At 32.6% G+C, this 25,810-nt stretch carries 29 protein-coding genes; 8 read left to right on the forward strand and 21 right to left on the reverse strand.

The features are described from left to right. Positions 1 to 124 precede the first annotated feature (124 nt). Positions 125 to 283: an FbpB family small basic protein gene (locus ACFCYN_RS09015; RefSeq protein ID WP_172447318.1), complete on the forward strand. Its 159-nt coding sequence runs from the start codon at positions 125 to 127 to the stop codon at positions 281 to 283. Positions 284 to 488: 205 nt separating this feature from the next. Continuing rightward, positions 489 to 731: a hypothetical protein gene (locus tag ACFCYN_RS09020; RefSeq protein WP_172447317.1), complete on the forward strand. Its 243-nt coding sequence runs from the start codon at positions 489 to 491 to the stop codon at positions 729 to 731. 611 nt (positions 732 to 1,342) lie between these two features. On the opposite strand, the gene ACFCYN_RS09025 is transcribed toward ACFCYN_RS09020, so the two are convergent. The 6 genes from ACFCYN_RS09025 to ACFCYN_RS09050 form a co-directional block, all read right to left on the reverse strand. Continuing rightward, positions 1,343 to 2,320 carry an electron transfer flavoprotein subunit alpha/FixB family protein gene (locus ACFCYN_RS09025; RefSeq protein WP_375948835.1) on the reverse strand — a complete coding sequence of 326 codons (978 nt, stop codon included), beginning with the start codon at positions 2,318 to 2,320 and terminating at the stop codon, positions 1,343 to 1,345. A 66-nt stretch (positions 2,321 to 2,386) separates the two neighbouring features. Next, on the reverse strand, positions 2,387 to 3,160 hold the full coding sequence (locus ACFCYN_RS09030; protein ID WP_172447315.1) for an electron transfer flavoprotein subunit beta/FixA family protein: 774 nt from the start codon (positions 3,158 to 3,160) through the stop codon (positions 2,387 to 2,389). 56 nt (positions 3,161 to 3,216) lie between these two features. Then, complete coding sequence (locus tag ACFCYN_RS09035; protein WP_375948837.1) at positions 3,217 to 3,987, reverse strand: enoyl-CoA hydratase; 771 nt, start codon at positions 3,985 to 3,987, stop codon at positions 3,217 to 3,219. Between the two features lie 36 nt (positions 3,988 to 4,023). After that, positions 4,024 to 4,611 carry a fatty acid metabolism transcriptional regulator FadR gene (locus tag ACFCYN_RS09040; protein WP_098120307.1) on the reverse strand — a complete coding sequence of 196 codons (588 nt, stop codon included), beginning with the start codon at positions 4,609 to 4,611 and terminating at the stop codon, positions 4,024 to 4,026. A gap of 167 nt (positions 4,612 to 4,778) precedes the next feature. Continuing rightward, positions 4,779 to 6,485 carry an AMP-binding protein gene (locus tag ACFCYN_RS09045; protein ID WP_172447313.1) on the reverse strand — a complete coding sequence of 569 codons (1,707 nt, stop codon included), beginning with the start codon at positions 6,483 to 6,485 and terminating at the stop codon, positions 4,779 to 4,781. Between the two features lie 124 nt (positions 6,486 to 6,609). Continuing rightward, positions 6,610 to 7,419: a sugar nucleotide-binding protein gene (locus ACFCYN_RS09050; protein WP_375948840.1), complete on the reverse strand. Its 810-nt coding sequence runs from the start codon at positions 7,417 to 7,419 to the stop codon at positions 6,610 to 6,612. 125 nt (positions 7,420 to 7,544) lie between these two features. Here ACFCYN_RS09050 and dat point away from each other — a divergent pair, with 125 nt between their 5' ends. Then, entirely contained in the window at positions 7,545 to 8,429 is an 885-nt protein-coding gene (dat, locus tag ACFCYN_RS09055; RefSeq protein WP_375948842.1) for a D-amino-acid transaminase, read from the forward strand. A 199-nt stretch (positions 8,430 to 8,628) separates the two neighbouring features. Further along, a complete protein-coding gene (locus tag ACFCYN_RS09060; RefSeq protein WP_172447310.1) occupies positions 8,629 to 9,438 on the forward strand; it encodes an SGNH/GDSL hydrolase family protein in 810 nt (269 codons plus the stop codon). Positions 9,439 to 9,662: 224 nt separating this feature from the next. Here ACFCYN_RS09060 and ACFCYN_RS09065 read toward each other — a convergent pair whose 3' ends face one another. The 5 genes from ACFCYN_RS09065 to ACFCYN_RS09085 all read right to left on the reverse strand — a co-directional run bounded on the left by ACFCYN_RS09065 (position 9,663) and on the right by ACFCYN_RS09085 (position 13,990). Then, on the reverse strand, positions 9,663 to 10,892 hold the full coding sequence (locus ACFCYN_RS09065) for an ABC transporter permease (RefSeq protein WP_172447309.1): 1,230 nt from the start codon (positions 10,890 to 10,892) through the stop codon (positions 9,663 to 9,665). After that, on the reverse strand, positions 10,893 to 11,777 hold the full coding sequence (locus ACFCYN_RS09070) for an ABC transporter ATP-binding protein (protein ID WP_172447308.1): 885 nt from the start codon (positions 11,775 to 11,777) through the stop codon (positions 10,893 to 10,895). It abuts the gene before it with no gap. Positions 11,778 to 11,963: 186 nt separating this feature from the next. Then, positions 11,964 to 12,365: a DUF350 domain-containing protein gene (locus tag ACFCYN_RS09075; protein ID WP_216854011.1), complete on the reverse strand. Its 402-nt coding sequence runs from the start codon at positions 12,363 to 12,365 to the stop codon at positions 11,964 to 11,966. Between the two features lie 21 nt (positions 12,366 to 12,386). After that, positions 12,387 to 13,631 carry a glutathionylspermidine synthase family protein gene (locus ACFCYN_RS09080; protein WP_375948845.1) on the reverse strand — a complete coding sequence of 415 codons (1,245 nt, stop codon included), beginning with the start codon at positions 13,629 to 13,631 and terminating at the stop codon, positions 12,387 to 12,389. A 2-nt stretch (positions 13,632 to 13,633) separates the two neighbouring features. Continuing rightward, the gene (locus tag ACFCYN_RS09085; protein ID WP_375948847.1) at positions 13,634 to 13,990 is read right to left on the reverse strand and encodes an aminotransferase yhxA; all 357 of its coding nucleotides are present in this window, start codon (positions 13,988 to 13,990) and stop codon (positions 13,634 to 13,636) included. A 220-nt stretch (positions 13,991 to 14,210) separates the two neighbouring features. On the opposite strand from ACFCYN_RS09085, the gene ACFCYN_RS09090 reads away from it, so the two are divergent. After that, the gene (locus ACFCYN_RS09090) at positions 14,211 to 14,651 is read left to right on the forward strand and encodes a hypothetical protein (protein WP_172447306.1); all 441 of its coding nucleotides are present in this window, start codon (positions 14,211 to 14,213) and stop codon (positions 14,649 to 14,651) included. Between the two features lie 269 nt (positions 14,652 to 14,920). Here the strand turns inward: ACFCYN_RS09090 and ACFCYN_RS09095 are convergent, their stop codons facing one another. From ACFCYN_RS09095 to zapA, 7 genes are all read right to left on the reverse strand, one after another. Next, the gene (locus ACFCYN_RS09095) at positions 14,921 to 15,088 is read right to left on the reverse strand and encodes a hypothetical protein (RefSeq protein ID WP_375948849.1); all 168 of its coding nucleotides are present in this window, start codon (positions 15,086 to 15,088) and stop codon (positions 14,921 to 14,923) included. 95 nt (positions 15,089 to 15,183) lie between these two features. Then, a complete protein-coding gene (locus tag ACFCYN_RS09100) occupies positions 15,184 to 15,642 on the reverse strand; it encodes a GNAT family N-acetyltransferase (RefSeq protein WP_375948851.1) in 459 nt (152 codons plus the stop codon). A 9-nt stretch (positions 15,643 to 15,651) separates the two neighbouring features. Continuing rightward, complete coding sequence (locus tag ACFCYN_RS09105; protein WP_172447303.1) at positions 15,652 to 16,518, reverse strand: alpha/beta hydrolase; 867 nt, start codon at positions 16,516 to 16,518, stop codon at positions 15,652 to 15,654. Positions 16,519 to 16,738: 220 nt separating this feature from the next. After that, complete coding sequence (locus ACFCYN_RS09110; protein WP_375948853.1) at positions 16,739 to 19,093, reverse strand: endonuclease MutS2; 2,355 nt, start codon at positions 19,091 to 19,093, stop codon at positions 16,739 to 16,741. A 19-nt stretch (positions 19,094 to 19,112) separates the two neighbouring features. Beyond that, positions 19,113 to 20,831: a DNA polymerase/3'-5' exonuclease PolX gene (polX, locus tag ACFCYN_RS09115; protein WP_375948855.1), complete on the reverse strand. Its 1,719-nt coding sequence runs from the start codon at positions 20,829 to 20,831 to the stop codon at positions 19,113 to 19,115. A gap of 36 nt (positions 20,832 to 20,867) precedes the next feature. Beyond that, positions 20,868 to 21,395, reverse strand: coding sequence for a CvpA family protein (locus ACFCYN_RS09120; protein ID WP_172447300.1), 528 nt, complete (start codon positions 21,393 to 21,395; stop codon positions 20,868 to 20,870). After that, a complete protein-coding gene (gene zapA, locus ACFCYN_RS09125) occupies positions 21,388 to 21,672 on the reverse strand; it encodes a cell division protein ZapA (RefSeq protein WP_375948857.1) in 285 nt (94 codons plus the stop codon). The genes ACFCYN_RS09120 and zapA overlap by 8 nt, the downstream gene beginning before the upstream one ends. Before the next feature lie 102 nt (positions 21,673 to 21,774). Here zapA and rnhC point away from each other — a divergent pair, with 102 nt between their 5' ends. Beyond that, on the forward strand, positions 21,775 to 22,707 hold the full coding sequence (rnhC, locus tag ACFCYN_RS09130; protein ID WP_375948859.1) for a ribonuclease HIII: 933 nt from the start codon (positions 21,775 to 21,777) through the stop codon (positions 22,705 to 22,707). Between the two features lie 151 nt (positions 22,708 to 22,858). Here the strand turns inward: rnhC and ACFCYN_RS09135 are convergent, their stop codons facing one another. Beyond that, positions 22,859 to 23,131, reverse strand: coding sequence for a GNAT family protein (locus ACFCYN_RS09135; RefSeq protein ID WP_172447297.1), 273 nt, complete (start codon positions 23,129 to 23,131; stop codon positions 22,859 to 22,861). A 120-nt stretch (positions 23,132 to 23,251) separates the two neighbouring features. Between ACFCYN_RS09135 and ACFCYN_RS09140 the strand changes: the two genes are divergently transcribed. Continuing rightward, the gene (locus tag ACFCYN_RS09140) at positions 23,252 to 23,692 is read left to right on the forward strand and encodes a DinB family protein (protein ID WP_375948861.1); all 441 of its coding nucleotides are present in this window, start codon (positions 23,252 to 23,254) and stop codon (positions 23,690 to 23,692) included. Between the two features lie 14 nt (positions 23,693 to 23,706). Continuing rightward, on the forward strand, positions 23,707 to 24,162 hold the full coding sequence (locus ACFCYN_RS09145; protein WP_098120327.1) for a PH domain-containing protein: 456 nt from the start codon (positions 23,707 to 23,709) through the stop codon (positions 24,160 to 24,162). 276 nt (positions 24,163 to 24,438) lie between these two features. Here ACFCYN_RS09145 and ACFCYN_RS09150 read toward each other — a convergent pair whose 3' ends face one another. Both ACFCYN_RS09150 and ACFCYN_RS09155 read right to left on the reverse strand, forming a co-directional pair. Beyond that, positions 24,439 to 25,053: a PH domain-containing protein gene (locus ACFCYN_RS09150; RefSeq protein WP_375948864.1), complete on the reverse strand. Its 615-nt coding sequence runs from the start codon at positions 25,051 to 25,053 to the stop codon at positions 24,439 to 24,441. Between the two features lie 92 nt (positions 25,054 to 25,145). Next, positions 25,146 to 25,772 (reverse strand): hypothetical protein, encoded by a 627-nt coding sequence (locus tag ACFCYN_RS09155; protein ID WP_375948866.1) that lies wholly within the window; start codon positions 25,770 to 25,772, stop codon positions 25,146 to 25,148. Positions 25,773 to 25,810 lie beyond the last annotated feature (38 nt).

A 25,810-nucleotide genomic window follows, 5' to 3' on the forward strand; every position in this document is an offset into this window, starting at 1 on the left:
GAATAACTCATTACATTTGTCACAATTTTGTAAAATCTTAATTGGGAAATGTCAGATTTTTATGTTAATATATTTTTAAATATAATAATAATATTCAAAAAATTTAACGTTAGGAGTGGCAGTCATGAGAAAACCTTTTCGTAAAACGTTTAACCAATTAGTTAATGAGAATAAACAATCATTATTGCACAACAAAGAAGAAATTGAGAAGATTGAAAGTAAAATTGAAAAACGCCACGAATTACTATACGAAAAAAACAAAATAGACAAAGCTATTTCTTAATTTACTAAGTAATCCTTTAAAGGGGGTTACTTTTTTTGTTCACCCATGTTCTCATAGATAGCAAGTACCCCAGTTTTTAAAATCCACTCACTTCTTTCCTATATATTAATTCGCAATAAATCCTGAACTATTTAAAATAGGCGAACTCTTACAATAAATTAGACGTACTATATAGTACATTGGTCTAGAAATTGGAGGTTAAAATATGCATCATCCATTTTGGAATTCACCCCCTCACCACCACCCGCAACATCCTATGAGAAATGGCGTTCAAGGTCACGTTCAAACTGATCATCAAACGGTTATGCAAATGTTTATGAATCTTGAAAATCAAATTACTAACCTTGTAAAAGCAATCGAAGCAAATAATGAATTACTTAGACAACTTGAGCAAAAACAAAATCAAGTAGTAACATCTGGCGGTGGATCAGTCATTGTTAGGATGTAGTGGCAATGGCTTGTAAAATAGAAGAACTATAAAAGGAGGTGTTCAAAAAGTCAGAGTAACTGACAACTGAATCCTCTTTTTTTTATTGGAAAAAAACCAAAATACACGGTTGAAATAGAAAGAAATTGTTAACCTTTTGATGATTAACGTCACGCGAAAAACATATCAGAGGGTATATTAGCGAAGTTTTTCATTTGTAGTTGAAAATATTTTTCTTTGGATAGCGATATACAACTATTTATCCACTTTTTAAACTAATTCGAAGGAAATCTAAGGATATCTCCTAGTTTTTCATTCGAAAGTATCTGCTTATAAACGAAAATAGGCTGTAATCCCCTAACCAGTATGGGTAAGTTCTTATTTTAATTGCGATTCTCCTTTTTTATTTGCGTTACACCGTTTTTATTTGTGATTCTCCATTTTTATTTATGTTATGCCGTTTTATTTGCAATTCTACCTTTTTAATTGCGTTGCCTCATTTTTATTTACCGATCCACCTCTTTATTCCCATGCTCTACTTCTAATTCCCCTAACCAATCTAACTCCCGATTCCCAACAATAAAAAAGAAGGCTCCCTAAAAAATTAGGGACACCTTCATTTTACAGCCATATTAAGAGTTAACTAATACCGCTTTAAATTCTTCAGTTAATAATGGTAAAACATCGAATAAGTCACCAACGATTCCATAATCAGCTACTTTAAAGATATTAGCTTCTGGATCTTTGTTAATTGCAACGATTACTTTAGAGTTAGACATACCAGCTAAATGTTGAATTGCTCCTGAGATACCACATGCGATGTATAAATCAGGCGTTACAACTTTACCAGTTTGGCCAATTTGTAAAGAGTAATCACAGTAGTTAGCATCACATGCGCCACGAGATGCACCTACAGCAGCTCCTAATACTGTTGCTAATTCTTTTAATGGGTTAAATCCATCTTCACTCTTAACTCCACGACCACCAGCAACAATAATTTTAGCTTCAGAAAGGTCTACACCTTCACTTGCTTTGCGTACAACATCTTTTACGATTGAACGTAAGTCTTTAATTTCAACTGAAACAGTTGCCACATCACCACTACGAGTAGCGTCTTTTTCTAATGCTGTAATATTGTTTGGACGAATTGTTGCAAAAATAAATGGATCTACCATAACTTTTTTCTCGAATGCTTTACCTGAGTAAATTGGACGAGTGAAAACGATATTTCCACCTGCTACTTCAATTGTTGTAACATCTGAAATTAGTCCGCTTTGTAAGCGAGCAGCAAGCTTTGGTGATAAATCTTTTCCTAAAGCTGTATGGCCAAATACAAGACCTTCTGGCTTTTCTTGGTCAATAACAGCTAATAATGCTTGAGAATATCCGTCAGAAGTATATGATGCTAATTTTTCATCTTCTACAACGATCGCACGGTCTGCACCGTATTGAATCATTTCAGTAGCTAATGCACTTACTGATTTACCTACTAATACAGCAACTACTTCTCCGCCCTCAGCAACTGTTTTAGCAGCACCTACTGCCTCAAATGAAACATTTCGTAATGATCCTTCACGAACTTCGCCTAATACTAATACTTTACGTGACATGTTATTTCCCTCCAAAATTTTCGATTACGATATTAATCTATTAGTCTGTTCCAATATTCAATTAAATTAAATTACTTTTGCCTCAGAACGTAATAATGAAACTAGTTCTTTCACTTGGTCTTGTAATTCACCAGCTAAAACTTTACCGCCTTCTTTTTTCGCAGGAAGGTAAATTTCAATCGTTTTTGTTTTTGCTTCAACATCATCTTCTTCTAGATCTAAATCATCTAATTCTAACTCGTCTAAAGGTTTTTTCTTAGCTTTCATGATCCCTGGTAAAGATGGGTATCTTGGCTCGTTTAAACCTTGTTGAGCAGTAATTAATAATGGTAAAGATGTTTCAATGATTTCTGTGTCGCCTTCTACATCACGTTCGATTGTAGCTGTTGTACCATTAATTTCGATTTTTGTAATTGTCGTTACGTAAGGAATGTTTAATAATTCGGAAACGCGTGGACCTACTTGACCAGTACCACCATCAATTGCTACATTACCAGCTAAGATAATTGAAGGGTCTTTATCCTCTAAGTATTTTGCAATTAGTTTAGATGTTGTATATTGATCAGCATTTGTAACATCATCTTCAACGTTAATTAACACGGCTTTATCAGCACCCATTGCTAGTGCTGTACGTAGTTCTTTTTCGCTATCTTCGTTACCAACTGTTACTACTGTTACTTCGCCGCCATGAGCATCACGGATTTGAATTGCTTCTTCAACTGCATACTCATCATAAGGATTTATAATAAATTCAGCGCCATCCTCTTGGATTACACCATTTGAAATTGTAATTTTCTCTTCAGTATCGAATGTTCTTTTTAATAGTACATAAATGTTCATTGTTATGCCCTCCTAGGAATTGTAACTACATCTATTTTTTAAAAATATTAAACTACTTATTTATTAAACACTGGTTTCCTTTTTTCTAAAAATGCCGATATACCCTCTTTTGCATTTTCAGATGTAAAAATTTCTCCAAATAATTTAGACTCTTCTTCAACCGCTTCATGATATGATTCAGTTCTTGTTGAAGATAGTAGTTGTAGAACATATTCAATTGATTGCATACTTTTTCTTGCTATTTTAGCAGCCAAGGCTGTCGCTTCTTCTAATAAACTATCTTCTGGAACTACAATTGTAGCTAATCCAATTTTACCAGCTTCAACACCAGAAATTGGTTCAGAAGTAGCAAGCATTACTAATGCTTTATCTTTTCCAATATAACGAGGTAATCGTTGTGTACCAGCAAAACCAGGAATGATTCCTAAGTTTAATTCAGGTAAACCAAGTTTTGCATTTTCTGCAACAACTCGGATATGGCAGCTCATAGCAAATTCTAATCCGCCACCTAATGCAGCTCCATGAATTGCTGCGATAATTGGCTTAGAATAATTTTCAACACGATCAAATACTAATTGACCCCTTCTAGCAACAGCAGCTGCAGCTTCTGCATTTTTGAATGAAGTAAACTCTTTTATATCTGCACCTGCAGAGAAAAATTTACCTTCTCCATGGACAACTAAAACGCTTACATCATTGTTATTATCTAATTCATCTAAAATCTTAACTAAATCAGCAAATACTACCGAAGACATAGCATTTGCTGGTGGATGTTGAATTGTTAGAAATGCAATACCGTCGGATATTTTACATTGAATTAAACTCACAACTATTCCTCCTTATTTTTGAAGTGCACTAGAACGTTAATTTTGGTACCCGCATCCTCTTATTAATAATTGGTGCACTTTTTCGGCTTTTGACTCTAGATCTTGCTTTTGACCTGTCATTACCCAATGAGTCATCACTTCATCAATCGTCCCAAAAATCATTTGTCTAGCTGTACGTATATCTAATTGCTTGTCAAACAAACCGCTATTTACCCCATCAATTAAAATAGAATCTATAATATGGAGATACTCTTTCAGTACCTCGTTTATTTTTAATCTAAGGTCAATATTTGTTTGTCTTACTTCCAATTGCATAACGATTGCTAAATGTGAATCTTTAGACATTTCATAAAAGTGAGTTTTCACCAACATTAATAATTTCGATATCGAATCGGGTTTACCTTCAATTTTTTCACGAATTTTTTCAGTAAAATTTCCCATCTTCTCTTCGAACAACGAAATTAGGATTGATTCTTTATTTTTAAAATATAAATAGATCGTTCCATCAGCTACTCCAGCCTGCTTTGCAATTTTAGAAACTTGCGCTTGGTGGTAACCATTTTCAGCAATTACAACAACTGCAGCATCAATTATTTGTTTATATTTTGGTTTATCTCTTTTCATCTTTATATACCCCTTCATACAGTGAATGAACAATCATTCATATTCTCATAATACAAATTTATCAGAAAATTGTCAATTGTCCTTTAATAATTTATTCCTTATAAATCAAAGGTATTTATAAATAAATTCAATTGAGGGATGTTCTGTTGATCATCCCTCAATTGAATTTATATTAAATTTTCATCAGAATCTTCTGTTTTATTATTCTTTTGCTCTTCTTCTTCAAGCAATGTTCTTCTTAATATTTTACCAATCATCGTCTTCGGTAATTCTGTTCTAAATTCATAAACTCGCGGAACTTTGTATGCTGCTAAATATTTTCGGCAAAAATCATCTAATTCATCCTCAGTTACCGATTTACCATCTTTTAATACAACATACGCTTTAACTGTTTCTCCACGATAGTCATCTGGAATTCCAACTACGACTGCTTCTTTAATAGCCTCATGTTCATACAATACTTCCTCTATATCTCTAGGATAAACATTAAATCCTCCTGCGTTAATCATATCTTTCTTACGATCAACAATATAAAAGAAGCCTTCCTCATCCATATAACCTAAATCACCTGTATATAACCATCCATCTTTTAAAGTGGCAGCAGTTTCTTCAGGACGATTCCAATAGCCTTTCATAACTTGTGGTCCTGAAACGATTAATTCACCAATTTCACGTGGAGGTAGCTCTTCTCCTGTTTCTAGGGAAACGATTTTAGCATCTGTACTTGGCCAAGGAACGCCAATACTCCCAGTCACTCGTTTATCCCAAAGGAAATTACTATGTGTCACTGGAGAAGCCTCTGATAATCCGTAGCCCTCAACTAATTTCCCACCTGTCACCTTTTCAAACTGCTCTTGAACTTCTACAGGTAATGCTGCAGATCCGCTTAAGCACGCATGAATACATGAAATATCATTCTTCTTTAATTCTGGATGATTTAATAGTGCAATATACATGGTTGGTGCACCTGGAAACAATGTAGGACGGTATTTATTTATCGCTTCAAGCATTTGAGTTGCATCAAATCTTGGAACGATTATCATTTCATATGCACACATTATCGATAAATTCATACAAGTAGTCATTCCATATACGTGGAAGAATGGCAAGACAGTTAAAATTTTCTCTTGGCCCTTCTTGCTTTTATATAACCATTTTTCGGCCATTAATGTATTAGATGCTAAGTTTTTATGCGTAAGCATTACACCTTTTGGAAAGCCGGTCGTTCCACCTGTATATTGTAGTATTGCTATATCTTCTACATTACTATTTGTAGGTACATGTTCAATTGGTGCAGATATGTTCATTATAAAATTAAATTGATGAATTGAATGATCTTTAGGTATCTCCGGAGCCTTTGGTTGTTTTGAAAAAGGATATAATATCCTTTTAATAAACGGTAAATAGTCTTTAATCCCAGTAACAAAAATATGTTGAAGCTTTGTAGTTTTTTTTACTTCGCATACTCTATTAATCAATAAATCTAAACAAATAATAGCAGTTGCACCACTATCATTCATTTGATATTCAAGCTCACGTTCAGTATAGAGCGGATTTGTTTGGACAATTATTGCTTCAGCAAATAGAATTCCATAATAAGCAATCACTGCTTGTGGACAATTTGGAAGCATGATTGCAACTCGATCACCTTTTTTAATTCCTAAATTCCTTAAAAAATTTGCAAATCTTAAAGACTGAATATAAATTTCGTTAAAAGTCATCGATTTCCCGAGAAAATTAAGCGCTTTCTTAGTTGGATATTTCGAAGCTGTCTGCTTTAAATAGTTTGGTAGTATTTCAAAGTGATCATCTAATGCTGTTGGTATTTGCTCTGGATACTGACTCACCCAAGGCTTTACACTTAGTTCCTCCATACCATTCACCACCAGTATTTTAAAAGTATGTTCATACTAAAATTAGTATATGTTACAAATTTCAGCTATACAATCAAAATATTAAGAATATTTAATCACTAGTTTTTTCTTATTTTTTATTAAATTATTTAACTAGTTGGTCAAGCAGTGTTTCATTATCATAGTAAAAACCTGATTCTAGATCAGTGCGATTAATTAATAACCCAAAATTATAATTGTCATAATTCTCAAGTGTTAACGATTTAACTTTTCCCTCTGGCGATAAGCCTTTTACAAGTTTCCAAACAAATGCATATTGCGAGTCAATATCAGTAGTCGCTAAATGAAAAATCCCTTTTAGATCATTTGCGATAATTTGTCTTACTTGGCTTGCTATTCCTGTATCAATTGCATGATTTAAATATATATTGTCGTAGGCTTCAATCTCTTGCCCATTTTCTATTTTATTCTTTATTTCTTTTAACCTCGGAGATTGTTTTCCCCAAACCATTGGTAATCTTAAAATTACTCCACGCATTCCAAGCTCGTTCTTAATAAGCTCTTCACACTTTATTTTAAATTGCCCATAATCCGACTCGGCAATAGGAGGATCAGTCTCAGCATGATGCCTTGTTACGTCTCCATCAAAAACATTCGTTGTAGAACAAAATAAAAATCTAGTCGATGTTGATTTTACCTTTTCTACAATTCTAGCATGAGCTTCGAATTGAACAGTAAAATCACCTCGTAAACAAGAAACGATTATATCCGGGCAAATACGATCAATCCAATTCAAAATCTTCTCTGAATCATTGATTTCCCATTGTATTTGATGATTAGCTGTTAATTCTAATTCCGTTTGATTAAATGTTCCATACACATCATGATCAGGAGATAATTCTTTTATTAAAGCCTTCCCAACTAGTCCACTAGCACCTAAAATTAATATTTTCATTGTCTCTCTCCTTTTTACAAAATATTTAATAAACTTATGCTATATTGAATGTATCACAAAAAAACTCATTATTAAAAATGTTTATTAGTAAAATGACTTTTATGATAACGGGGAGTGAAGAATAGATGAAAACAAAGGTTCTTTTAAACAACCGTATTGTTGATTTAAAGTCTGCAAATGTAAATATATTAGATCGAGGTTATCAATTTGGAGATGGTGTTTACGAAGTCATTCGTTTTTTCAATAAGTCTTATTTTGAACTCGATGCCCATTTAATTCGTTTAAAGGATAGCTGTGAAAAAATACTAATCCCCTTTAAAATGCATCTAAAAAAGCTTGAAAGTGATTTAGTTTATTTAATGAACACTTGTGATTATGATAATGGCTATGTTTATATTCAAATTAGTAGAGGTGTAATGAACCGTAATCATATTTATCAAGAAGAAGCTAATTTAAAACCTCAATTAATTGCCTATACAGTTAGAGAAGATCAAAGACCATTACAACAAATGGAAAAAGGAATTACTGCTTATGTAACTAATGACATTAGGTGGCTCCGCTGTGATATTAAAAGTTTAAATTTATTAGGCAGCGTTTTAGTAAAAAATGAAGCTTATTCTAAGGGAGCAAAAGAAGCTATATTGCATAGAGATGGAATAATTACTGAGGGTTCAGCAACAAATGTCTTTATCGTAAAAAACTCAACTCTTTATACACATCCTGCAAATCATTTAATTCTTAATGGTATTACCCGAAAAGTAGTACTTGAAATTGCAAAAAAAGAAAATATAGAAGTAAAGGAAGATCCATTTTCAATCGATGATCTCTTAAATGCAGATGAGGCTTTTACAACTGCATCCGTTTCCGATATTTTACCTGTTACTTCAGTTTTAATCGATGAAAAGTCTTATTCTATTGGTTTAGGTAAGCGTGGAGAAATTACTAAGAGAATACAAGACTCCTATACTAATTTAATTGAGAAAATACCACAGGATCAGTCAACTAACTAGTAGATAATCTAATCGTCCCCTATTGTTTATTTTAGATAACAATAGAGGGGCGTTTTCTTTAGTTGTAATTCGATTAATGTAATATATAGTAATGTTCACATATAAACTGTTAATACTATATGGTCATTGTTGCAAAATTACATGAGAAAAAAAACGATTTACATGTTTAGAAAGTAAATGTGTAAAAAGGGTGATATCTATGAATAGATTATCATGGAATGTAAAACGAATTTGTAATAAATTGTTCGCAAATATGCCGGATGTAAAAGGTAAAATGATAACTAAAAACAAATCAATAGAATGGATTAGCTATGGGGATAGTATAACTTCGTCTAACGGATGGCAACCTGCAGTAGCAGAAAAATTAGGTTTGACACATGTGAATAGAGGGATTGGCGGAACAACTATAGCTGAAAATGGGTCGATTGCTTGGATCGATAAAAATGGAAATTATAAAGGTCACCCACCTGATCCCCAGCCAAAAGGAACGACAGAAATTTTGTCTAGTATGTGTAACAGTCAAAGAATCGATGCTACGATCCCACTTACTACTCAGTTATTAACAATAATGGGTGGGACAAATGACTTTGGAAGAAATATTCCTTTAGGTAATGGGTTGCCAACAAATAAACAACCTAACTTAGACGAATCTACATTTACTGGTGCTTTGTGTTCAATGGTTGAAAAAATACAATTAAGGCTACCAGACTGCAGAATTATTCTGATGACGCCTGTACCTAGATATCACGACGGAAAATATGAAGATAAAAATAAAGCCGGATTTTTAACATCTGATTACGCTCGCGCTGTAAAAGATGTAGCATCTTTTTACTCATTGCCTTGTATTGACCTATACTCTAATGTTGGCTGGAATCGAATGAACGGTGAATATTATTTAATTGATAGTATGCATCCGAATAACACAAAAGGATATAAACGTGTTTCGGAGATTGTAATTGGAGAGTTGGAAGTTTTACAGCAGGATGTGAAGTCAAAAATCCAAGACTAGTTCTTTGAAAGATTTAAAGTTAAAACTAAGTTGAGTAATCAGCTTCTATTTCATTTCGAAACATAAAATCAATTTTAAAAAACAGAGTTTGATAAAGGCGAATTTACACTTATACTTAAACCTAAAATTGAAAACTACGCCGAATTTTCTTCAGATTTACTGTGTGATGATGAAATAAAAATAGATCTCCAAAGTCAGCAATATGACTTTGGAGATCTATTTTTTTATTGTCTTTTCAATAATCGAGCGATATCTTTCAACTTTACTTTTTCACTGTAATACATGACTCCATTAACATAAATGCGGCTAGCAACACGTGTTAAAATCAAAATTGAAACGAGTAAAATTAATACACTAGCACTTATTTCTATAAAATTCATTTCTCCGCTTACAAATCTAGAAAATGCTACGAGTGGTGCAAAGAATGGAATGTATGAGCTAATTTGGATAAATGTACCGTTTGGATTTATTAATGCATTAATACTAACAAAGAATGCAGCTACAACTAATATTGTAAGTGGCATCAGAACCATTTGAAGCTCCTCTGTTCTAGAAACGACTGATCCAATTGCAGCGTAAAGTAAACCGTATAATAAATAACCTAGTAAGAAATAAACAACAAAAGCTATGATGGTTGAACTATCTAATGCCTCTAAATCTATTTTCATTCCAAAAAAAGATATCGCATTTGAATTCGCCCAGCCTAATAAATTGGCAAATAGAAATCCTAATCCTAGTACAACTAATTGTGCACAGGCTACAAAAAATACTGCAACGACTCTTCCGTATAGAGTAACGACAGGACTTACTTTAGGTAATAATACTTCCATTACTCTAGAAGACTTTTCAGCAACAATACCAGTAGCGATTGAGTTTCCATATATTAATAAAAACATATATAGTAAGAAGCCAAAAAAGTAAGCAATTCCGAATGTAGCCATAGGGTTTTTTAGAACTTCTTCTTTAACCTCCACTTTTTGCAATAACTTTGTTACAGAATCGGGTGATAACTTTAAGTTTTGAGCAGTTTTCGTTAAGTAATTTTGTTGCAATGTCATATTTAATACTGAAAGTACATCACTATTTGAGAACTTTTTATAAGTATATTGAATTGATGGGACATTGTTCTTTTCAGTGATGATAATTAATCCGTCTTTTGAGCCATCCTCAACTTGTTTTTTTACATCTATTTCATTACCTGGATTTCCATGCTCTATTTTAGCCGATTTAAGTGTTTTGTTTAAACTAGCAGGATCTAAAGGATAATTTACCGTCTGATTAATTAAAACAATTTTATCTTTATCCTTATTATTCTTTTCTGTACCAGCAATATAATTCTGTACTCCTAATACCCCAACGACTAATATAAATAAAACTACACTCATAATCATCGTTGCTTTTGCCATTAAACCTTCACGTAAATGAAATAAAAAGACCGTGCTAAATTTTCTCATTTATCTCGCCCTCTCTATAAAGATATCATTTAGTGTCGGCTCTAATAATTGAAATTTCCTTATAGAACCGATTTCCGACTTTATATGATCTAAAATCGTAAATGCTTCCTCATCACTTTTCACTTTTACGTAAATTCCCGAATGCTTTTGTTCATAACTTACATTTTTAGAAGCTAATAATTGTTTAATAGGCTCTATATCTTCTAAAATTAAATTTCTATAACCATATTCCTCTTTTAATCTACTTAAACTGCCTTCTGCGACTACATTTCCGTTCTTTAAAATACAAACATGTTCACAAAATGCTTCCACTTGATCCATGCGGTGACTCGATAATATTACTGTTTTCCCTTTTTCAATTTCTTCGGTAATAATTGATGCCATTAAATCCGCATTAACTGGATCTAGTCCACTAAAAGGCTCATCTAAAATAATTAACTCAGGATTATGTAATAAAGTTACAATTAGTTGAATTTTTTGTTGGTTACCTTTGGAAAGCTCTCCAGCCTTTTTATTTCGATAATGCGGTATTTCCAAACGATCTAACCAGTATGTAATTTCTTTATCGACTTCCTTGTTAGACATTCCTTCTAGTTTTCCAAAGTACTTTAGTTGATCAACAACCTTACTTTTTGTAAATAAACCTCTTTCCTCCGGTAAATAGCCGACCTTAACTTTAGTCGTTTTAAAGGGAATTCCTTCCCAATTTATTTCCCCATTAGTAGGTGTAAGTAGTCCTATTAACATTTTAATAGTAGTCGTTTTTCCTGCTCCATTTCTACCTAATAATCCTAGTACTCTTCCTTTAGGCAAAGTTAATGACAATTGATTAACTGCAATAGCATCTCCAAATTTTTTAGAAAGCTGTTTAATTTCTAAAGTCAACGCTTTTCCTCCTTCTAAAGTGAAAGTAAAGTACACTTAAACTTATTATCATAATATTTTTTAAATCGCTTATAAGATAAGCATACCGTTAAAAGAAATTTAATAAAAGTTAAATTTCTTTGTTAGTGTTTCTAGCTAGACTAATTTAAAAAAGAGAATGCCAATCTAGCATTCTCTTTCATGTCATCAATATGAAATACTACCTGATATAAGTAATCCTACCGTTACACTTAAAGTAAATAATAATGCTGCAACGGCAACATTACCCTCTTCAACTTTTTTAGCAAACGATATTTTCGGAAATAATACAAATTCAGCAATCCAATATGTAACCATTTGAGCTATAATGCCAACTAGGCTCCATATAATAAAGTCACCATAGTTAACTGAGTATTTTGCTGCAGACATAATGACGATTGCTAATCCGACTAATTTACCTGCTAATTTTAATGCGACGGCTATATTGCCATCATCTAATATTAATTTTTGCTCACTCATCTTAGTTGTAAAAGTAAACGCTAAAAATCCAATAAATAAAAGAATAAGTCCTGATCCTAAATATTGCAATGTACTAACAATACTATCCATTTAATATCTCATCCCCTTTATTTAAATTTCTTCTTCAACAAGCCCTACAGGCAAAAAACAACTTTCGTTTCCAGTAATGATATTTCCAGCACGCACGCCGATTGCACCATATTCTTCCTTAATTAAAAAACTACCTACTAATACATGTAAATCTAACATCCCGTCAGGAGTCATAACCTTACGCTTAGGTAAAGGCGAGTATTGTTGGTAGACCATCACTTGATTAGAGTAGTTATTCTGATTACTTTGCTGACTATGTTCACCATCATAAATCTTAATTGAATCTCCCTCACGTCCAAATGCAGGTTTCTCAATATATGGAAGTTTATGTTCGATAAAATAATCTGGCTCTAAAAAAGTTGGTAAAAAATAATTGCTAATGACTTCATGTTCTTCCACTGTAAAAACATCTGATTGTTCTATATGTAAGTTCCAAATCAATGCTTGAACAGCTTTAGACTGTAATAAAAACGAAGAGATAGGATTGAACATAATTAATTTCCCATCTATTACAAGCTGTAATAATGCCAACCCAATTTTTGTCCCATCTGAAGATTGATCAAGCTCTAGATGTTCAATTGGATAGGTTTGTCGGTAAAGAATATGTATTCTTTCCCCTTTAGGTGTATATAGTCCATCATTTTCAGTAATTTGTAAGTCTTCTAGTGAAATCAATTGACTCTTACCTTTGTATAGAGATTGAATATACTTAACTGTCTTCCAGTCTTCCTCATGGTCTCCGTGAGCCGTAAAAACAATCATCGGTTCATCTAAACCTTTAATACTTTTGTTTATGACGTGATTTATGGCACTAGATAATTTCATTTCACTTTCAACATTAGGATTTTTCACATTGAAGTAATCTGTAATATAGCCATTAACATGATGTGTTTCCATAATAAAAGTTGGCGTGTCACTATTACATTCATAATGTTTCCAACCATCCTTTGTGAGGGCAAGATCAATTCTTCTTATGATTCCTTCACTTTCAATCGTTTTATGACGTAAAAACGGAAGAATTTCCTTTGAATAACCAAGCATATAAAAAATATCATCTGGAAGCTGTCTCATTAAACGAGCCGTCTTATCATAAATTTTTCCAATTTGCTCAGTAACTGAATGAATTTCATCGACTTCACTTTTTGTAAAAGGATAATAATCTAATAAAGCATAATATGAATCTTGTAAATCTGCCCAAAAGTCTGGTAATCTTTTATATACTTCTTTTCGCTTTTGCTGATAATCATGTAAATTGACATTTTCCATTATTAACCACCAAATCCCCCAGATGAACCCTTACCAAACCCACTCTTCGAGGAAGACGAAGTATGTCCTGAAAAGCTACTAGAAGATTTATAGCTCTTATAAGATTTACTTCCATTTAACGCAGTTCTTGTTGGATAAAATATTCCTCCGTGATAATAACTATGGTAGTAATGACTAGAACTGTCATCACAAACCCAAACACCTTCGTCATCATCAAAATCCCAATCACGACAATCGTCATTTTTCGGTTTTTCTGGTCGATCCGCACTTTGAGAACTACAACCAGCTAGTGCACCTACTGCTAATCCACTCGTTAAAGCGATACTAACTTTTTTCATTAATAATGATGTTTTTGACATTTGGATCTCCTTTCCAGAATTAAATTAGTCTACTCTATACTAAACTACACTCAGTCCAACTGTATATAAAAACTAGTTTACGGTGAAAAATGAGAAACAAATTAAATATATTCATAAGTAAAGCTGTCTTATTCTATTCTTAATGAAATAAATACATACATTTCTAACCCAATCTTTGTTATATACTAATAGATATACAATTAATAAAGGAGTCCGTACAATGTTTAATACCGATAACATTTTTGTTCTTGAATACCGATTACTGGACGGCGAATTTACGCGTCCAATTTACCATTTTCCATTTTTATCAAAGGTCCAAATCTTTACTAGAAGATACTGCGACTATTTTATTTTAAATGGTTTCGTTTATGAGAACAAAGGCTCTTATATTGAAGAAGATCGTTATGTAATTGAAGTAGTTGAATCCGAATTAGAAAATACTCCTTATTATCATTTAAATAGACCATTAGGAATTGAAATTAGAGATGTTGATTCTTTTGAGGAAATTCATTTCTATGAAAGCGGAGATGAGTTAGATTTACTAACTTGGCTTCAATCAACCTATATTACAATCAATCAACAAATTTATGAGCAAACATCAAACGAAGTCGATCAAGACCGAAATACTTACGTTATGTATGTTAAACCGTTTAATGATTGAAAAACGAGGCCGTACTATTAGTCAGCATTACAGACAAATAGACGGTCCCTTTTTTATATTTAAGAAAAGCAAAATGGCGGTATCCTGGTAACTTTTTTCAATTAGAGTTGATACTATGCTCTCCATTTATAGATATTTAGTAGATTTCTTCACTTTTTTAGGCTATTTAAATGGTATTAGAGCATATTTATTAATTTTCCATTTCTGTGCATCTACCTTTGAACAATAATTTAGGCGAAATACCTTAACCGGTATAGGTAATTCCCTATCTAATTTGGCATTCTAGGAAATTTAATTGCAGTTTCACTAATTTTATTTGCAGTTTTGTTAAATTTAATTGCACTTTTACTGATTTTATTTGCAGATTCTCTATTTATATTTGCAGTTTCGGATTTCTTATTTGCACATTTCACAGTTTTATTTGCATGTTCAACCATCTCATTTGCACTTCGACTGTTATTTCAACTACTTTTCTTTATATACTTCCTATAAATATAAAAAGTAGGATGCCCTTTTGGGACACCCTACTTTTTTAATCTATTAATTGTTCAAGCTTTATTAAATCTTTACACTGAATTCCATTTTCCCAAATTTCTTCTTCATAATTTTGAATAAAGAAATCACGGGAAATAGTACTTATTCGAAAGCCACAATTTTTATATAACGCTAATTGATGTGTACTTGAATTACCTGTACATATCGAAATTTTAGAATAGCCAAGTTTTTTAGATTCACGGATACCAAAGTGAATTAAACTTTTACCATAGCCATTACCTTGAAAGGCTGGATCAATTGCAATATTTTTAATTTCAATCTCTTCGTTGGAAATTTCCATTAATACGATTATACCAACGAGCAAATGACGATCTACTATTTCATAAATATGACTCTTTTGAATATACTTATCTACCATTTCTTTCGATGGATCAGCAAGTAACAATAGACTCCAATGCTCTTTTGTAAGAAATTGAATTTTATTAATATGACTCATTGAATCACCTTACTTTTTTAGTCTCGCCTTTAAATAGTTAATCGTATCATTCGTAGACTTTTGTATCGATAGATTTGTAAATCCATGATTTCCATTCTTTAGAGGAATCAACGTAACCATTTTCGGATTTTTCTTAGCAAATCGTTTAGATTGACTAAATGGAACAAGCTTATCCCCTGTACCATGTACGATAAAGATTGGAACTTTTGTCTTTGCTACATATTGTATAGGACTCATCCGATTATATTCAGCAGTCATTTGATCGACGGTACTATTCATATATTTATCTACAATTTCCGAACTTCTTGAAGTAGGAGATTGATTCATAGTCGTTAAGTCCGAAATAGGATACCAAGCGATCATGTATTTAATTTTACTTTGTATATCAGGTTGAAGACCAGTTAATAAGGCTAAATGACCACCAGCAGAAGCACCTGCTAAACCAATTTGATTTCGATTAATTCCTAATTCAGTAGAATTATCGTAAATAAAATTAATCGCTGTTTTCACATCATTAACAGGAAAATTATACGAATAATTTTCTTTAGAATAAAGTGTATAGTTTATACTAATTGCGGTATATCCGTCATTCACAATTTCATTAAAAATCGTTTGCCATCTTTTGTTTAACTCTTTACTACCATATCTCCAAGAACCTCCATGTACAAATATTAACGTCGGTGCTGGACCATGAGCGTTTTTAGAGCGATATAAATCAAAAGTTTGTGGAACCTGAGCAGGATTTGTATAGCGAACATCTCTTTGCACAATAATATTTTTATTTACAATTACCTTCTTTTTGTGTTTATGAGGAAAACCATTAAATCCAACAAAGACAATAACAAAGATGACTACCGCTAAGATGATTTTCTTCAAACCAATTCACCTTTCTAATTAAAAAAGAGACTAACTCAATTATTTTCTCAATTCATTATTATGTGGTTTTACCTACATAAATAACAGAATTACGATAATGATGCTAGCCTCCATTATTTTATTTAATAACCGTCACGTATAAAATTCCCCAAACTAAAAATACTGCACAAACTGCAAATAATATTTTTGCCAACTTTTCCATCATTGAACCCCTACTACCTTATTTTAAATCCACTACTGTAACACCGATTCCGCCTTCTGAGGCTGCACCATATCGATAAGTTTTAACAGCTCTGTGTTTTTTTAAGTATTCTTGTACGCCTTGTCTTAGAGCACCTGTGCCCTTTCCATGAATGATATTAATTCGTGGATAACCAGCCAACAAAGCATCGTCAATATATTTTTCAACACGAATTAACGCATCTTCATATCTTTCACCTCTAAGATCCAGCTCAAGATTAACATGAAAATCCTTACCTTTTACTGAAGTAACCGTTCGTTCTTTTACTTCTTTAGGTGAACTAATATATTCGATATCACTTTCTTTAACCTTCATCTTAATAATACCGAGCTGAACTTGCCATTCACCTTCACTAATTTTATCAAGCAATGTCCCTTTTTGGTTAAAGCTAATTACTTTTACTTCGTCACCTTCACGAAGCTTCTTTTGTTTCTTTGGAGCCGCTTGAGGAATCGCCTTCTTAGGTGCATAAGGAATTGCCCCTTCTAAACGAGTCCTCGCCTCAATTAATTCATGATCTTTAATTGAAGACAGTTGGCTATTTTTAAGCTCTCTCAACTCTTTAATAATATCCTCAGCTTCTTGCTGTGCTACTTTAACACGCTTTTTCGCTTCTTCTTGAGCTCCGCGATATAATTCATCACGATGATCATAGAATTCCATCATTTGCTTTTGTAAATCTTTGAAAATACGTTCAGATTCTTTACGGAAGTCTTCTGCTTCTTTCCATTCTGTCTCTGCACCTTTTCGACTCGTTTCTAAAGATGCGATCATATTTTCAACTTCATTACTTTCTTCGCTTACATGATTTCTTGCTTTTTCGATAACACGATTTGAAAGTCCTAGTCTTCTAGAAATCTCAAACGCATTACTTCTACCAGGCACACCAATTAATAATCGATAAGTCGGACTTAATGTCTCAACATCAAACTCAACACTTGCATTCATAACTTGCTCTCGATTGTAGCTATATGCTTTTAATTCAGGATAATGTGTAGTTGCTACAACTCTTGCTCCATAATCGCTAACTTCATCCAAAATTGAGATCGCTAATGCTGCGCCTTCACCTGGATCAGTTCCAGCTCCTAATTCATCAAATAATACAAGACTATTATGATTTACATGTTTTAAAATATCGACAATATTAACCATATGCGAAGAAAATGTACTTAAGCTTTGTTCAATTGACTGCTCATCACCAATATCGGCAAACACTTGTTCAAACACACAGATTTCCGAACCATCTAATGCAGGAATTTGTAGACCCGATTGTGCCATTAAAACGCAAATACCAATCGTTTTTAAAGTAACTGTCTTACCACCAGTATTAGGACCAGTAATAACAATTGTTGTGTACTCTTTACCTAATTCAATATCATTAGCGACAACAACATCTCTTGGAATTAGCGGATGGCGTGCTTTTTTCAATTTAAAATATCGCTCGTTATTTAAAATTGGTTTACTCGCTTTAATAGCATGAGAGTAGTTTGCTTTTGCAAATAAGAAATCCATTTCAGCTAAAATCTTAACATTTTGCAATAAATCTTCTGAAGCTTCAGCCACTTGACCTGTTAATGCCATTAAAATTTTCTCTATTTCTTGCTCTTCTTTTACTTTAGCCTCTTGTAAACTATTGTTTAACGTTACAATAGCTTGAGGTTCAATAAATAATGTTTGACCAGAAGAAGACTGATCGTGAACAATTCCGCCATATGCATGTCTATATTCCTGTTTTACCGGAATAACGAATCGATCGTTACGGATTGTTACGATTGAATCAGATAACATTTTCTGAGCATTCGAGCCTCTAGTTAGACTTTCTAATTTTTCACGAATACGCGCTTCAGCAGTACGTACTTGTCCACGAATCATTCGAAGTGCCACACTAGCGTCATCTAAAACTTCACCATTATCACCAATAGCAGCTTTAATATTTTTATCTAGTTCTAATAAAGGAATGATTTGCTCACTTAATGATTCTAAGTATGGAATCTCTACTTCACTTTCTATTAATCCTTCAATAAAACGAATCATTTGGCGTCCAGCATATGTAACACCTGAAATCGCTATTAACTCAGAAGGTGAAAGCATTCCACCAATATCCGCTCTTTTAACTTGCATTCTTATATCAGTTAATCCACCAAGTGGAACATTTCCGCGTAGACGGATCACTTTTACTGCTTCGTCAGTTGATTCATGTAGTTCGACAACTTCATCATAATCCGTACTTGGTAAAAGGTTTTTAATTCGTTCTTTACCAAGTGAAGATGAAGCATGTTTAAGTAATTGTTCTTTTATTTTTTCGTACTCTAAAACTCTTAACGTACGATTCATACCCCGTACCTCCTTACACTCAATTACGTTTCCTTTCAATTAAACTTAAAAGTTCGTGTAATTCAAATGTATTTACAATATTTTCTCTTTTTAACCAAGCCTTCTTGGCCGCACTTACCCCTACAGACATATGCTCTAGCATATCAATATTATGTGCGTCAGTATTAATTGATAGCAACACACCAGCTTCACTGGCCATCATTAACATTTCTTTATTTAAATCTAGTCGATTAGGATTCGCATTTAATTCTAAAATTGTACCAGTTTCTTTTGCCACTGAAATTAATTCCTCGGCATTTACTTTGTATCCAGCTCGTCTACCAATTTTTCTCCCTGTCGGATGTCCAATCATGTTAACATATGGATTTCTCATTGCATTTTTTAAACGCATCATAATTGTATCTTCATCTTGACTAAAGCTCGAATGAATTGATGCAATAACAAAATCTAGTGAACGCAAAACATCATCCTCATAATCTAATGAACCATCAGGCAAAATATCCATTTCTACTCCATGTAGAATTGTAAAATCAGAGTATTTTGCATTAACACGCTGAATTTCTTCCTTTTGTTTCCATAAGCGTTCAGGAGTTAAACCATTAGCGACTTTTAAATATTGAGAGTGGTCTGTGATAACAATATATTTATAGCCCTTTGCACGGCAAACATCTGCCATTTCTTCAATTGAATAGCCACCGTCACTCCATGTAGAATGCATATGTAAATCAGACTTAATATCTTCTAAACGAATTAATGGATATTCATTCGTAAATGTTGAAACTTCTTTCCCATCCTCTCGAATCTCAGGTGGAAAACAAGGCAAATTAAAATGAGCATAAAAGTCTTCTTCATTATCAAACGTTAAAACTTCACCAGTATTAACATTCTCAACACCATACTCACTAATTTTTTCATCGCGCTCTTTAGCTAATTGACGCATTGCTACATTATGATCCTTTGATCCAGTAAAGTGATGTAATGTAGTCGCAAACTCCTTTGGCCAAATAATACGGAAGTCAACTGAAATTTCATATTCAGCACCTTTTAAAACTAGAGAAACCTTTGTATCCCCTTGTGCAATTACTCGTACGATTTCCGGAATAGAAAGTAATTGTTGTTTAATACTTTCCGGTTTATCAGAAGCTATAATAAAATCTAAATCCTTAACAGTTTCACGGACTCTTCGTAAGCTTCCTGCTCTAGAATATTTGTCAACATCTTTCATTCCTGCTAAATAAGCTTCAATTTTATCAGCAATTGGTAATACATCAGCCAAAGGCAAACGCTCAGGCTGCTTACCAAATTCCTCAATTGACTCTAAAATATTTTTCTCTGTTTTTTTACCAAAACCAGCTAATCCTTGTAATTTACCATTTAAACATGCTTCTTTTAACTGCTCCATGCTCTCAATTTGTAATTCTTGATAAAGCTTGGCTACTTTTTTACCACCTAATCCAGGTAATCGAAGTAAAGGAAGTAAGGTTTTTGGTAAAGATTCTTGCAGTTCTTCTAAAACCGTACTTTTACCAGTTTCAATATACTCTAAAATTACCGCAGAAGTCCCTTTTCCAATCCCTTTAATTGCAGTAAAGTCATCGATTTGTTCAAGACTTCTTTCATCAGCTTCAAGTGCATTAGCTGCTTTACGAAATGCCGATATTTTAAAGGCATTCTCACCTTTAAGCTCCAAATATGTTGCAATTTGTTCTAATAGTTTAATTAATTCCTTTTTATGCATCTTAAGTCACCTACTTAATTTACGAATTTGAACTCATTAAAGTATTTCAGAACTTGAAATTCCATTCCAAAGTTCCATCAATTGATTTGATATAAAAGGTGTATGTTGCACCATAAAATAAGCGATATTGGACTTGTGTAATAAATCATGAACTGTATCGATTGGAACAATTAATGCTATAAATAAAGCTAAAATCGAAAATAAATAAACTTCGATAAAGCCTAAAATACCACCTAAAAAAGCATTCATTTGCTTTAAGACAGGTAACTGGAATATTCCATTTACTAATGAACCAATAAATGTGATTACAAGTCTTGTCCCAATAAATAACAGGGCAAAAGCAATAATTTCATAAGCAAATCCTTGCACATTTACGACCTGACTTCCATTTATGTGCATTGGAAATAATTTTTTAAGTGAAGTAGCGGTCTGCTCATAATAATGATAAGCTAAGTATAAGGATAGTAAAAAACCTAGTAATCGAACAAGGCTGCTAACAAATCCTCTTCTCCAACCTGTCAAAATTCCTAATACAAAAATAATAAGTATTATTAAATCAATCATTGTCATTCTGCTCACTTTTCAATTGTTTTTCTACTAATTTTTTGAGCATTTCAGCTCTTTCTTTTAATTTTACATAATCACTCACAATATTGATTGCTGTCAAAACGGCTAATTTATTTGTATCCAAAAATGGATTTTTTTGATTTATTTCTTTCATTTTATCATCTACAATTGAGGCAACATGACGAATATGATCTGTGGACTCGTTACCAGTAATTGCATAATGTTGCCCATAGATAGTCACATTTAGTTTTTGTTTTGATGAAGAATTGGACAACTTCATACCTCCAATCAGCTATAAACATTCTAACCTTAACTATAACATGAAATTCAGTACAATCAAAAGTATTGGAAATTATCTGTAACAAAGGAGAAATTTATGTCAAACACTGTATTAACAGTTTCCGAAGATACACTCTTAAAAATGAAATCACATTACCAAAATAGTCTTCAATCAAAAGTGCCACAAGGTGGAATTTTTATGGCCAAGCCAACGGGTTGTACAATCACAGCTTATAAATCAGGCAAAGTAATGTTCCAAGGCTCAAATTGTGATGCTGAGGTAAGTAAATGGCAAGGGAAATCGGCTAGCCAAACTCCTAAAAAGGTAAATCCTACAAATTCGAATTCAACTTTACCAAAAAACTTTTCAAGTCTCGCAGTTATTGGGAGTGATGAAGTTGGTACTGGGGATTATTTTGGACCAATGGCAGTAGTTGCTTCCTTTGTAGATCCGAGTCAATTCGAATTACTGAAAGAATTAGGGGTTAAAGATTCCAAAGAATTAACTGACGATGCCATAAGTAGCATCGCAAAAAAGATTATGCATGTCGTAACTTACAGTCTGTTAGTACTACACAATGAAAAGTACAACGATATGCAAGAAAAAGGCTATAATATGAACAAATTAAAGGCCTTATTACACAATCAAGCAATTCGAAATACCATTTCAAAATTAGAAGGAAAAACGTATGACGCAATTTTAATTGACCAATTCACTCCTCCAAATCTGTATTACGGATATTTAAAAGGCACAAAAGAAGTGATTCGTGATAAAGTACAATTTGCAACAAAAGCTGAAGGTCTACATCTTTCGGTTGCAGTTTCTTCAATTCTAGCTCGCTATGCATTTCTTCAACAAATGGACAAATTAAGTGAAAAGGCTGGCATGACCTTACCAAAGGGAGCCGGAGCAAAAGTTGACCAAGCCGCTGCAAAACTAATAAAATTAAAAGGTTTTGAAGCTTTAAGAAGTCTAACAAAATTACACTTTGCTAATACAGAAAAAGCATTAAAGATTTCAAAGAAATAAATAAAGAAAACTCGCCGATTGGCGAAGACAGAGGGGTAGTTGCACTTATACTTATACCTAAAATTGGCATCTACGTCGACTGATCTTCACCGTAGCCAATTTATACTTTCTTAATGTGTAAAAAAAGCTTTATTCTAAATGAAAAATTCATTTAGAATAAAGCATCTACTATAAATACAAGGAAACCTAATAGGCTAGCAACTTGTTTTTGTTTTTTATATCGAAGCATTGGTTTAGATAATAGAAATAAACAAATTAAAAAACCAAAAGGTACCGGCAACCAAAATAATCGAAAAGGCAGAGAAGCTAGTACATAATAACCGATCATTTGAAAACCAAGATTATTAACATCCCGCTTAATGGCATCTTTATAAACTGCTAACACTCCAACTAACAATCCAACATAAAGTAAAAAGACTAACATCAAGCCACCTCCAAGATTGTCCTACTAATAACCTATTCACCAAAGGCTTGTCTAAAGACACATAAAGAAAAATGTTTGTTCATATTCATAACATAGTAGAAACGAAGGAGGAGTTTTTAGATGAATAATTTATTAAACGAATTTAGTAGTCTAATCCAAACCGTTCCAAAAATCATCATATCTTTATCGAATACAAATTTTAAAACGAGCCCTAAAAAATGGTCGAAAAAAGAAATCCTTGGCCATCTTTGTGACTCAGCGACAATGAACCATAAAAGATTTATAGACAGATTATCCTCAAACGATGAACTCACTCTAGAACTTTATAAACAAAATTCATGGGTAGAACTAAATGATTATCAAAATGGCTATACAATTGAAGAAATTCTTACTTTATGGACTGCGCTAAATAACCGTTTCATAAATGTACTCTCAACTATTTCAGAAGATCAATGGAAACTACAATATAAAACTCAAAATGACGAAACAGTTACTCTAAGTTGGATATTTACAGATTATATTGAACATATGAAGCATCATCTAAATCAAATTTTAGGATAGGAAAAGATATTGTCATGAAATTTAAAGTGAAGAAAAATCCACTACTAGTCGTTTTAATTCTGAGCTTAATCCCAATTATTATTTCAGTTCCAATTATTAGCATACTTGAAGGCGATAGCGCTGGAATCATCATAAGTCTAGTTGTCTTTGTCTTTTTATTGCCAATATTGATTGTTCTAGCTTGGGCATTATTTCACACGTACCACGAATTAACAGAAACCGAATTCAAATCAAAATTTGGTTTTATTAAAATTAACATCCCATATAGCGAAATTAAGACCGTTTGCTTTTCAAATAATCCCGTTTCATCACCAGCCTGGACTTTTAAACGATTAAAAATCGAATACAAAAGATACGAATTTGCATTGCTTTCACTACCAAAAGATGAAGAGATTTTTCTACGTGAAATAAAAAAGCATTGCCCAGACGCGACTATTTTAAATCGCCAAAAAACAGAGGTATTTAGTTAATTAAATAAGAAAACTCACAAGGTATTCTCTTCCTTGCGAGTTTTCTTTGTTTTTTGTACTCGTACTCCTTTAAAAAGATTGGTCCATTAAAGGTCACAGTGTTTTATGAACAAATTTAAGCAATTTATGCACAAAAAACACTACTTTAAGAACAAAGTTCACAGGTTTATGAACATTGTTCAAATTTTGTTCGTATATCTCTACTCAAACGGAAATCACCCCACAAAAAAAGAAGTCCCATAAGTACAATGACTTACGAGACCTCTATTTACTAATTTAGTTATTAATATACTTCTCAAATACGTATCCGAAATCTTTAACTTTATATTGCTCTCTAGAATTCATTAACCATTCAAAAGCAGCTTCGTTAATTTCTTTGAAACTATTTACTAAACTATTCTCAGCTGTAGTAACACGACCTAATGTTGTAGAAGCAATTACAATACTTTCCTTAGCATATCCAAGTGCTTTTTCATTTTCATGGCTAATCTCGGCGATTGTAAGTAAGGCTTTATATAAATCCTTTAGGGCTTCAATATGTTTTTTATGAACATCAATTGAGAACTCTTTACCACCGATATGAAACTTAATTTCAACATCTAAATCAATTGTACCAGCAGTTTCAAGCACTACGTGTGAAATTTTATGTGTGTGATAATTATAACGGTGCAGCGTACGCTTCTTGCTAATTGCACTCGTACCATCTAAATGAATTAAAGCCTTATTTGTAAAGCAGTACTCATCTGATTTAGATTTTATTAAAAAATAAATTTTTTCATTATCTTCATGCATTACATAATCGTCAGAATCAACTTTGTCATAATTCTTAGGTTCAATAACACTACCAACATCACTTAAACCAAGCATATCTGCAGCAACTTTACCAAACATATATTACTCCTCCTCTTTTTAGTCTATGCATGGAATATCAATACTAAAGGAAATGAATAGCTGTTTCCTTCTCCATTTTATCACCCATTTATCTATTTCACTTCTAGACATAATAAGTATACATATTTATTTTCAAATAGTCTTTCATTATCCTTAATGTCAGGAAAAACTTCGACAGTTTCCATCTTGTCAACTGCATCTACAAATGCTCCAAGAATCATTTCCTTATCCTTTTTGATTTCTTGCTTCTTAAATATGGTTCCAATTGTAGAAATATTTGTCTGATGAGGCTGCTTGTACACCGTTTGAACCGTACTACTATTTTTAGCGCCTGTTGAAATAGTAGTATTCCATTCATAATTTCGTTCTGTTTCTGATTGAAGTTTTCGTTTAAATGAAAGATAAAATGATTTCCCTTTATCATTTTTAGAGATATACATGCCTGAATCTAAAATTGTCTTAGTTAGTTTTCCATCTTCATACACTTTCACTTTCATTTTAATCTCTTTTAACTGATTAACATTTCCAAATTTCAATTTATATAGTGCTATTTGATCAAGATTTTCCCCTATTCTCTTGACTACGTTTTTCTCATAATTAGTCATCTTATACGATTCAACAACATTATTTCCACTTGCAGTTAAATGGTTACTTATTACTTCCCGATTACAACTAACCAAAAAAACACATATGGCTAATATTAAAAATATTTTTTTCAATCAAAATTATCCTCCTTAATCTCATACTCCTAAAATTC

The sequence above is a fragment of the Gottfriedia sp. NPDC056225 genome, from assembly GCF_042267765.1.
Taxonomy (GTDB): domain Bacteria; phylum Bacillota; class Bacilli; order Bacillales; family Bacillaceae_G; genus Gottfriedia.